This window comes from Sphingorhabdus sp. (assembly GCF_044357595.1).
Classification (GTDB): domain Bacteria; phylum Pseudomonadota; class Alphaproteobacteria; order Sphingomonadales; family Sphingomonadaceae; genus Sphingorhabdus_B.
In genome coordinates this window covers 1-9,357 of record NZ_JBIKPH010000098.1, presented here as the reverse complement: position 1 = coordinate 9,357, position 9,357 = coordinate 1, and the positions used below count along the sequence as shown (strand labels likewise).

The 9,357-nt window shown below is 57.5% G+C and carries 10 protein-coding genes and 1 pseudogene; 1 reads left to right on the top strand and 10 read right to left on the bottom strand.

The genetic code is table 11. The features are described from left to right. The 9 genes from der to guaA all read right to left on the bottom strand — a co-directional run. A partial coding sequence (der, locus tag ACIQ2T_RS09790; RefSeq protein WP_397590652.1) for a ribosome biogenesis GTPase Der occupies window positions 1-1,022 on the bottom strand: 1,022 nt, incomplete at its 3' end. Window positions 1,023-1,044: 22 nt separating this feature from the next. Next, window positions 1,045-2,388 carry a PQQ-binding-like beta-propeller repeat protein gene (locus ACIQ2T_RS09785; RefSeq protein WP_315471564.1) on the bottom strand — a complete coding sequence of 448 codons (1,344 nt, stop codon included), beginning with the start codon at window positions 2,386-2,388 and terminating at the stop codon, window positions 1,045-1,047. A 2-nt stretch (window positions 2,389-2,390) separates the two neighbouring features. Next, window positions 2,391-3,155 carry a tetratricopeptide repeat protein gene (locus ACIQ2T_RS09780; RefSeq protein ID WP_397590651.1) on the bottom strand — a complete coding sequence of 255 codons (765 nt, stop codon included), beginning with the start codon at window positions 3,153-3,155 and terminating at the stop codon, window positions 2,391-2,393. 77 nt (window positions 3,156-3,232) lie between these two features. Then, the gene (gene panB / locus ACIQ2T_RS09775) at window positions 3,233-4,099 is read right to left on the bottom strand and encodes a 3-methyl-2-oxobutanoate hydroxymethyltransferase (protein WP_300038036.1); all 867 of its coding nucleotides are present in this window, start codon (window positions 4,097-4,099) and stop codon (window positions 3,233-3,235) included. Window positions 4,100-4,154: 55 nt separating this feature from the next. Beyond that, window positions 4,155-5,222 (bottom strand): glycerophosphodiester phosphodiesterase, encoded by a 1,068-nt coding sequence (locus ACIQ2T_RS09770; RefSeq protein ID WP_397590650.1) that lies wholly within the window; start codon window positions 5,220-5,222, stop codon window positions 4,155-4,157. Window positions 5,223-5,247: 25 nt separating this feature from the next. Next, the gene (locus ACIQ2T_RS09765; RefSeq protein ID WP_397590649.1) at window positions 5,248-5,601 is read right to left on the bottom strand and encodes an arsenate reductase; all 354 of its coding nucleotides are present in this window, start codon (window positions 5,599-5,601) and stop codon (window positions 5,248-5,250) included. Further along, complete coding sequence (gene purT / locus ACIQ2T_RS09760; protein WP_397590648.1) at window positions 5,598-6,785, bottom strand: formate-dependent phosphoribosylglycinamide formyltransferase; 1,188 nt, start codon at window positions 6,783-6,785, stop codon at window positions 5,598-5,600. The genes ACIQ2T_RS09765 and purT overlap by 4 nt, the downstream gene beginning before the upstream one ends. Beyond that, window positions 6,782-6,991 carry a DUF2805 domain-containing protein gene (locus tag ACIQ2T_RS09755; RefSeq protein WP_397590647.1) on the bottom strand — a complete coding sequence of 70 codons (210 nt, stop codon included), beginning with the start codon at window positions 6,989-6,991 and terminating at the stop codon, window positions 6,782-6,784. The genes purT and ACIQ2T_RS09755 overlap by 4 nt, the downstream gene beginning before the upstream one ends. A gap of 13 nt (window positions 6,992-7,004) precedes the next feature. After that, complete coding sequence (gene guaA, locus ACIQ2T_RS09750; protein ID WP_397590646.1) at window positions 7,005-8,579, bottom strand: glutamine-hydrolyzing GMP synthase; 1,575 nt, start codon at window positions 8,577-8,579, stop codon at window positions 7,005-7,007. Between the two features lie 72 nt (window positions 8,580-8,651). Between guaA and ACIQ2T_RS09745 the strand changes: the two genes are divergently transcribed. Beyond that, window positions 8,652-9,176 carry a TetR family transcriptional regulator gene (locus ACIQ2T_RS09745; protein WP_397590645.1) on the top strand — a complete coding sequence of 175 codons (525 nt, stop codon included), beginning with the start codon at window positions 8,652-8,654 and terminating at the stop codon, window positions 9,174-9,176. Here ACIQ2T_RS09745 and ACIQ2T_RS09740 read toward each other — a convergent pair. Continuing rightward, window positions 9,173-9,357: pseudogene (locus tag ACIQ2T_RS09740) on the bottom strand (hypothetical protein); the annotation flags it as partial. The gene ACIQ2T_RS09745 and the pseudogene ACIQ2T_RS09740 sit on opposite strands and share 4 nt — an antisense overlap.

Here is a 9,357-nt window from a genome sequence, read left to right as displayed (position 1 = left end):
AGGCCCTCTTCCAACGCGGCACGAATGCCTCTGAAAAGGCCAGCGCCGTCAACGGCCACATCCCATTTGTTGATCGCGATGATGAGGGCGCGGCCCTCTTGAATGACATGGTCCGCGATCTTCAAATCCTGCACCTCAAGACCTTTGGTCGCATCCAGCAGCAGCACCACCACTTCGGCAAAATCGATGGCATGGCGCGCGTCGGCCACGGACAGCTTTTCGAGCTTGTCCTGTACCTTGGCACGCTTGCGCATCCCTGCGGTGTCGATCAAGCGCACACGGCGTTCGGTCAGCATCGGTGGGATGTTGCCCTCTTCGTCGGGCTCGCGTTCCTTGGGACTTGGGTCTGTCCAGATCCAATCGACCGAAATACTGTCGCGGGTAATCCCTGCCTCGGGCCCCGTTATCAGCCGGTTTTCGCCCAAAATCTTGTTAATCAGCGTCGATTTTCCGGCGTTCGGGCGGCCCACAATCGCCAGCTTCAATATCGCATCTGGCGCTTCGGGGTCAGGCACTTCAAACGCGCCACCGTCAATATGCGGCAGCAGGGATTGAAACAGATCGGCCATACCCTCGCCATGTTCACCGCTGATCGCGATGGGGTCTCCAAAGCCAAGCGCATAGCTTTCCAATATGCCGTTATCGCCTTGCTTGCCCTCGGCCTTGTTGACCGCAAGTACCACGGGCGTCGCACTGCTGCGCAGCCAGCGGGCAATTTCTTCGTCAAGCGGGGTTATGCCAACGCGGCCATCGATCAGGAACAACGCCACTTGCGCGCCTGCAATCGCCGCCTCGGTCTGCATCCGCATTCTACCCGGCAGGGTCTCGGGATCTTCATCCTCATAGCCTGCGGTGTCGACGATGGTGAATTCCAAGTCGAACAGACGTCCTTCGCCTTCACGGCGGTCACGGGTGACGCCCGGCGTGTCATCGACAAGCGCGAGTTTCTTGCCAACCAGCCGGTTGAACAAAGTGGACTTGCCGACATTGGGCCGACCGATAATGGCTACCGTCGGCAACATGCCGGTACTTCTCCTTTAAGGCTTATCCACGAAACGCGGAAATGCGCCCAGAATCATCCAGAATATATAAGATATTGTTGGCCACAATTGGTGCCAGCGACACATCATTGCCAACGTCAAGAACCTGCGTTGCTGTGCCTTCGTCGGGCGCTACGGACCAAACCGCACCATGCGAATTGGTAATGACCAAGCGGCCACCGGCAAGGACGGGGCCATACCAGCTGATTGGCTTCTTTTTCTTCTTTTCATTCTTGTAGCGCTGCAGCTTCGAAATCCAGCGGATCTTGCCGGTGGACCGCGCGACGCACAACAAACGCGCCTCGTCGGTCATGACAAACACCCATTCGCCAGAGGTGACCGGCGTCGAAATACCCGCGATGTTGATTTCCCAAATGCGCTGGCCGCTCACCAATTCGTACGACGCCATACGGCCACCCTTGCCCAGCGCAAATACGCGGCCGCGGTCGATGACGGGGTCAGCATCAATATCCGTTAGTGTCGACACCGATGTCGACATCGCGGTGCGGGACAATGTGTCGCTCCACAGGCTACGGCCATTTTCGTACCGATACGCAGCAAGCTCGCCGCTGGAATAGCCAGCGATAATCGTGCCTTGCGCCGCAGCAGGGGCGCCAACACCAAAGATGCCCGACGCAGCAACAGGGCCAGCTTCGTTCCATTGTGCTTCACCATCGCTTTGGCGCAGCGCGTAAATCTGATTATCTTGCGTCATCACATAGACATTGCCGTTGGACAAGGTCGGTGCACCGCGCAAGGGACCTGCGGGGCGCTTTTTCCAGACAAGCGCGCCCGTGTCGGCGGCAAGCGATGCGACATCGCCGACGCCATTGGTGGCAAATACGTTCGTACCGGTTGCGCTGACGCCGCCGCCAAAGCGCGACGGTTTGCCGTCCTTTTCGATTTCTAGTGCGTTGGACCAGATTTGCGCGCCCGTGTTCGCATCAAATGCAGTGACGCGGGCCGTCGTGTCGACGACATAGATGCGCCCATCGCTCATCACTGGGCTAGCAGCCAAGCGTGCACGCGGGTTGGCCCCTGTTACTTTTGCCGTCCAGATGCGCGAAAGGCCTTGGCCAAGCTCCACATGGCCGGGCGATTTTGATGCGTTGCCGCCGGGCTGTGCCCAAGCTTCGTTCACGGCCGCTGGCGGGAGAGTGACCGCGACACCTGACAAGGCAGGATCGACCTCGGTGTCACGCTCGATGCCCAAAATGTCGACGCGGTTGCCGATGGTTGGTGTGTTGTTCTTTTTGCCAGAATCGCCGCGCACACCGTCAATTACGGCGCAGCCACCCAATGTTGTCGTTGCGGCGAGAGCCAGAAGCAATTTTGCTATAGTCTTCATTATCACTCTCCCTTGGAGGCAGTTTCATCCGCCTTCGATGCCGCATTGCGCTTTGCGTCAACCTGAACGGTATCAATGCCCAGCGCGCCCGCCATTTGTTGTGCACGGCTACGCAATGTTTGCGGCAAGCCTTCCTGCTTTGCAATCTGCGCAAATATTGGGCCCGCAAGATTGTCTTTGCCCATTTTGACATAGGCTAAGGCGGTCAATTCGCCGGCGCTGCCGAACCATGGATGGCCTGGTACCGCAAGGGGCTTAAGCGTATCAATAACCTGCTGCGGTGCGATGGTATCAAATTCGGCGCTCACCTGCCGGATAAGCGCCAAGTCGCGAAAGGTCTGCGGCAGGGTGTCGTCGCTTGCGATCTTGCTATATAGCGCAATTGCCTTCTTGGTCTGACCTTCTTCGCCCAGCAAATTGGCTTCTACCAATTGCGCCATCGCGCGATATCCGGGTTGGTCAGCCTTGGCGAGGGTAGCCAGCTGTGCGCGCGCTTCTTTGGCTTGGCCCGCACGCAATTTGTCCATTGCGTCGACAAAGGCTTCACTCTGCAAGTCGGCGGCGGCCTGTCGTTGATTATGATAAATGATCCAACCGCCAAAGGCGAGCAGGCCCGCAGCAACTGCGGCCAAAAGCCAGCGGCCATAAAGCTTCCAAAATGTCGTCAGATCGCTTGCGCGGACGGCATCATCCACTTCGCGCAAAAATGCCTCGTCGCTTCCGCTCCTGTCTTGGTCAGGGCGCTTTTCTGTGGGTGTCAAAGCCAAAAGGGCCTCCGCATACGGTTAGTCAAAAATGGTTGGAGACGTCCTTAGCTCGACTTGGCGCGATAGACCAGCCTGCTTTACACCGGCTGGTATAGCTGATCGGGTCCGGGGAAGCTACGGTCGCGCACGCGGGCGGCATATTCGCGCACCGCGTCTTCAACGCTGACGCCCATATTGCCGAATTTCTTCACAAATTTCGGCACACGGTCGAACAATCCCAGCATATCTTCGGCCACCAGCACTTGCCCGTCGCATTGTGCCGACGCACCAATACCGATGGTAGGGCAGGCAACTTTTTGCGTTATTTCAATGGCGATAGGTTCAAGCACGCCTTCGATGACCATGGCAAATGCACCAGCGTCGGACATTGCCATGGCGTCCTCAACAATCGATTTGGCTTCTTCGGGGCTTTTGCCGCGCACGCCATAGCCACCCAGAATGTTGACCGCTTGTGGGGTAAGGCCAACATGCGCCATCACCGGAATGCCGCGTGAGGTAAGGAATTCTAACGTCGGAGCCAGCACTTTGCCGCCTTCCACCTTAACGCCAGCAGCGCCCGTTTCCTTCAAGAGCCGCGAGGCGTTAATGAACGCCTGTTCGGGCGAGGCTTCGTAAGATCCGAACGGCATATCGACGATCACCGCCGCGTGATAGCTGCCGCGCACAACCGCTGCGCCATGTGCTGCCATCATTTCCATAGTGACGGCAACCGTATGGGGAAGGCCATAGATGACTTGCCCAAGCGAGTCGCCGACGAGCAGCATGTCGCAATGCGGGTCCATCAATTGCGCCATGCGCACCGTATAGGCCGTCAGCATCACCAACGGTTCGCCGCCCTTGCGTTGCCGGATGCGCGGCACGGTCAGGCGCTTCATCGGCGAAGGCGTCGGGTTCGCGCGGCTGGTGGATGTATCGAAAGTGAGCGTTTTAGGATGTGTAGACATGGGGCAAGGGCTTAGCGGCTAAACGCCGCGGGCAAAAGCAAATTGAGTCGGCCCCTTATTGCCGCGCCGCAACCGCCTCCGCCACATTGTCGCTGAAAAAGCCGTCGATGCCGGTCGCGAGAAAGGCTTGGATTTCGGATTTCAGGTCGCCGATGCCGCGCGGGTCAATGCCCGATTTTTGGGCCAATGGCAGAAAGTAATTTTCGCGGCGGAACGTCCATAAGTGGACCGCAAGACCCACTTTATGCGCGTCGGTAACAAGCATCGTTGGCGCGCCCAGATTGCCAAGCAAAGTGCGCGGGATGACCAGCGCCTTATTGGGGCCAACGCCATCGGCATATGTTGCAACGGTTTTCAGGCCCTCTGCGGTCGCCATTTGCGGATAAGTAAGGTCGCTCCGGTCCGCCGGACTGCCCTTTTCATCCATCAACTGGATCAGCCGCAATTTGGTTTTGGGCCGCAACGCCTTCAGATTCTCCACTTCGAACGACTGAATGAACACAGGTGCGCTTTTTTCGACATGGCCATATTTGGTCAGCGCCGCCAATAACGGTCCCTCATGCGGCAGGCCAATGCTGGCAAAATAGCTGGGGTGCTTGGTTTCGGGATAGACACCAATCGTCCGTCCCGTCGCGGCGCTTTGCGCCTTGGCTAGCGCGAGGATCTCGTCAAAGGTCGGGATTTCGAACTGCCCGTCATAGGCCATATTGGCGCTTCGCAGTTGCGGCAGGCGTTCCTTGGCGCGCAGGGTCTTGAGTTCGGCGAGCGTGAAATCTTCTGTAAACCAGCCCGTCTTTTTCTGGCCGTCGATGGTCTTGGTGGTTTTGCGGTCGGCAAATTCGGCCTTGTCCGCAATGTCGGTGGTTTCCGAAATCTCATTCTCGTGCCGCGCGACCAATATGCCGTCCTTGGTCAGGACAAGGTCCGGCTCAATATAATCGGCACCTTGGTCAATTGCACGGCTGTAGCTTGCAATGGTGTGTTCGGGCCGCTCACCCGAGGCACCACGGTGTGCGATGACAATGACGTGGCCTTCGAGCGGTTTTTCCATGGCTTGGCTTTCCGAAATGGAGAAAGGCGACAGGAGAATTGTAGCGATCAGAAGCAGGTGCAAGTGGGTCATAAAGGCTCCATGCCCGCGCGACGTTTCACTTCTGCGACAAAAGCGCATCCCATTCTGCTTCTTTAAACCCGACGAGCAAAGTTTGGCCGCCTTCGACCACGGGCCGTTTAATCATCGACGGGTTGGCGACCATCAAGGCGACGGCCTTGGCCGCATCAATATCGGCCTTGTCAGCATCGGGCAGCTTCTTGAACGTGGTGCCTGCCTTATTCAGCAGCTTTTCCCAACCAACGACTGTGCTCCAGCGTTCCAAATCATCCGCAATCGCGCCCGCCTTTTTATAGTCATGGAAATGATAGCCAAGGTTGCGGGCATCAAGATAATTGCGCGCTTTCTTGACGGTGTCGCAATTGGGGATGCCATATAAAGTCAGGGTCATGTCTGGGGTCCGTAGTTGATTTCGATTTTTTCGGCTGCCGCGACAGCAATCGTGCGCGCTGCGTCGGTGTCGCTGCTGTCTACCCGCGCGAGCGTTACCGCCATGCGGCGATAGGGGCGGGTGACTGGCTTGCCAAAGATACGCGCGTCGACGAACGTATTATTGCTGCCCAGCGCAAGTGCGTCGGCGAGGCCAGTGATCGTGAAATCCTCGGCATCGCGGTCGGCTAACACGACCGCGCTCGCCGATGGCCCAAGCAAGTTTATCGCGGGAATAGGCAGGCCAAGAATGGCGCGTACGTGCAAATCAAACTCGGTCAAAGTCTGCGACACCAAAGTCACCATGCCGGTGTCATGCGGCCGTGGGCTCAATTCGGAAAAGATAACTTCGTTGCCCTTCACAAAAAATTCAACCCCGAATAGACCAAAGCCGCCAAGCGCATCGACGATCTTCGCCGCCATATCCTGCGCAGATTTCAACGCCGCTGCCGACATTACCGCTGGTTGCCAACTTTCCCGATAATCGCCGCGTTCCTGACGATGACCAATCGGCGGGCAGTAATGGACGCCGTCGCGCGCGCGGACGGTCAGCAGAGTAATCTCATAATCAAAATCGATAAATTGTTCGGCAATCACGCGCAGCCGGTCACCACGCATCCCTGCAGCGGCATAGTCCCATGACGCATTGATATCCGTTTGCGCCCGCATCGTGCTTTGCCCTTTGCCCGATGAGGACATTACCGGTTTTACAACCAAAGGAAGGCCAAGCTGGTCTGCTGCCGCGTGCAGTTCTTCGCGGCTTTCGGCGTAAAGATAACGCGAGGTTGTCAGCCCCAATTCGGATGCGGCTAGATCGCGGATGGCATCGCGGTTCATCGTCAATTGCGCCGCGCGCGCCGATGGCACGACTGTAAAACCTTTTGCCTCATAATCTGCAAGCACCTCGGTGCGGATCGCTTCAATTTCGGGCACGATGAAATCGGGTTGATGCTTTTCAATCGCCGCGCCAAGCGCCGCGCCATCAAGCATGGAAAAAACCTCGGCTTCGTCAGCGACTTGCATAGCTGGTGCGCGGGCGTAGCTATCACAGGCAATCACATGGCAACCAAGACGCTTGGCCGCGATCACAAATTCGCGCCCGAGTTCGCCCGATCCAAGCAATAATATTTTTGCAGTTGGTGTCATTTATAATGCTCCCGCCGGTCGCCGAAATCACGCACGCGCTTGCGCCATGCGCGATAGCTGCCGGGCTTTAACTGTGTGCGCATGATGACTTTTATCTCGTCGGGCGTCACCTGATGCTGCGCCGATATCTGCGTGAAACTGATATGGTCGGACAGCGCCATTTCGACGATTTCGCTAATCTGTGCGGGCGAAAGCGGGACGGTCATGCGGACGAAACGCCTATTCCCACTCAATCGTTCCGGGTGGTTTTGATGTATAATCATAGACCACGCGGTTGATGCCTTTGACTTCATTGATGATGCGCGTTGATACGCGGCTCAGAAAGGTGCTTTCAAACGGATAAATGTCCGCGGTCATGCCATCGGTGGAGGTTACCGCGCGCAAGGCGCAGACATTGTCATAGGTGCGGCTATCACCCATCACGCCCACGGTGCGGACGGGCAAAAGGACGGCGAATGCTTGCCAGATCGCGTCATATAGTCCGGCATTGCGGATTTCTTCGAGATAGACGGCGTCCGCCTTGCGCAACACATCGCAGCGTTCCTTGGTCACTTCGCCGGGAATACGGATGGCAAGGCCGGGGCCGGGGAAAGGATGGCGGCCGACAAACTGGTCGTTAAGCCCAAGCTCACGGCCAAGCACCCGGACTTCGTCCTTGAACAATTCGCGCAAGGGTTCGACCAATTTCATATTCATCCGCGCAGGCAGGCCGCCGACATTATGATGGCTTTTGATCGTTACCGATGGTCCGCCGGTGAAGCTGACGCTTTCGATGACATCGGGGTAGAGCGTGCCTTGCGCCAAGAAATCTGCACCGCCGATTTTCTTGGCTTCTTCGTCAAATACGTTGATGAATTCAGCGCCAATGAATTTGCGTTTCGCCTCAGGGTCGGTGACACCCGCCAAGCCTGCCATGAAGCGTTCTTCAGCGTCCACGACAACAAGCGGGATGTTATAATGGTTGCGGAACAAGTTTTCGACCTGTTCGCGTTCATTCATGCGCAGCAAGCCATGGTCAACAAAGACGCAGGTCAGTTGCGCGCCGATCGCCTCGTGAATGAGGATTGCGGCCACCGAGCTATCGACGCCGCCCGACAGTCCACAAATGACCCGGCCTGAGCCGACTTGCGCCCGGATTTCGGCGATCTTCGTCGCGCGAAATTCGGCCATCGTCCAGTCGCCAGCCAGGCCGCAGACATTGCGGACGAAACTGGAAATCAGCTTCGCGCCATCTGGCGTATGGACCACTTCGGGGTGGAACTGGATGCCATAATATTGCCGCGCTTCGTCGGCGATGAAGGCATAAGGTGCGCCATCGCTGGTCGCGACGACTTCAAAGCCGGGCGCAAGGCTTGTGACCTTGTCACCATGGCTCATCCACACCTGATGCGTCTCGCCACTTTCCCAAAGGCCATCGAACAAGGCGCAGGGTTTTTCCACCGCAATCGATGCGCGGCCAAATTCGCCGCCGTCGCCTGCGCTGACATGTCCGCCCAGCTGCATCATCATCGTTTGCTGGCCATAACAAATGCCAAGAATGGGCAAGCCGCTGTCGAATACGCATTGCGGTGCACGCGGGGAATCGGCGTGCGTGGTGGAGGCTGGGCCACCTGACAAGATGATGCCCTTTGGTTGCATCCGCGCAAACGCGGCTTCGGCATTGTTGAACGGGGCAATCTCGGAATAGACCCCGGCTTCGCGCACACGGCGGGCGATAAGCTGGGTGACCTGCGATCCGAAATCGATGATCAGGATGGAGTCGGAAGGCTGAGCGGATGAATTAGAGTCTGGCATGCCAAGCCGATAGTGATACTGGCGCGCGCTGTCCAGTTGCCACCGCTGTCTTTGACGCGCTATGCTGGGTGCGTGAGCAAGAATGACACCCGCCGCGCGGAGATTATCCAGCGATTGACCGATTATGTCCTGGCAGAGGGATTGTCGGCGGCAAGCTTACGTCCGCTGGCTAAGGCGGCGGGCACCAGCGACCGGATGCTGCTCTATTATTTTAACGACAAGGCGCAGATTATTACTGCGGTGTTGGAGCAGATTTCGGCGCGGTTGGTGGAATTGATCTCCGCGCGGACCGCGTCCGAACCCCTGCCATTAGAACAATTGCGCCGCCAATTTGCCGACATTTTGTTCGAAGACGCGTTGTGGCCCTATATGCGCATCTGGCTTCAGGTTGCGGCGCGCGCGGCAATGGGGGATGCTTTCTACCGCGCGGTTGGCGAGCAGATTGGACGTGGCTTTTTAGAGTGGGGCAGGGCCCAGCTGAAGTCCGACACGGACGCGCAACGCGATATTGATGCCGCCCGCTTGCTGGTCAGCATGGAAGGCATGCTGTTCCTGAAAAGCATTGGCCTTGATGATGTAAACGCCAAGGCGCTTTAGCGGCTGCGCGCGGCCCGTGCGCGGCCCAAAAGAAGTGCTGCACTATCGCCCTTGTTCCGATATCCTTCGATCAACAGATAGCCTGCCAAAAACGGCGCGCCAAGATTGAAGGCCGCAAAGCCGAGTAAAAGTCCGTTCAGCGAAAATGCGTGCCGCCATGCGACCCAAGCGCCAGACATTA

What these genes read in the sequence shown, in the direction of transcription:
- ACIQ2T_RS09785 (WP_315471564.1), bottom strand. Translation starts at nt 2,388, where the DNA reads ATGAAGACTATAGCAAAATTGCTTCTGGCTCTCGCCGCAACGACAACA.
- panB (WP_300038036.1), bottom strand. Translation starts at nt 4,099, where the DNA reads ATGTCTACACATCCTAAAACGCTCACTTTCGATACATCCACCAGCCGC.
- ACIQ2T_RS09770 (WP_397590650.1), bottom strand. Translation starts at nt 5,222, where the DNA reads ATGACCCACTTGCACCTGCTTCTGATCGCTACAATTCTCCTGTCGCCT.
- ACIQ2T_RS09765 (WP_397590649.1), bottom strand. Translation starts at nt 5,601, where the DNA reads ATGACCCTGACTTTATATGGCATCCCCAATTGCGACACCGTCAAGAAA.
- purT (WP_397590648.1), bottom strand. Translation starts at nt 6,785, where the DNA reads ATGACACCAACTGCAAAAATATTATTGCTTGGATCGGGCGAACTCGGG.
- ACIQ2T_RS09755 (WP_397590647.1), bottom strand. Translation starts at nt 6,991, where the DNA reads ATGACCGTCCCGCTTTCGCCCGCACAGATTAGCGAAATCGTCGAAATG.
- guaA (WP_397590646.1), bottom strand. Translation starts at nt 8,579, where the DNA reads ATGCCAGACTCTAATTCATCCGCTCAGCCTTCCGACTCCATCCTGATC.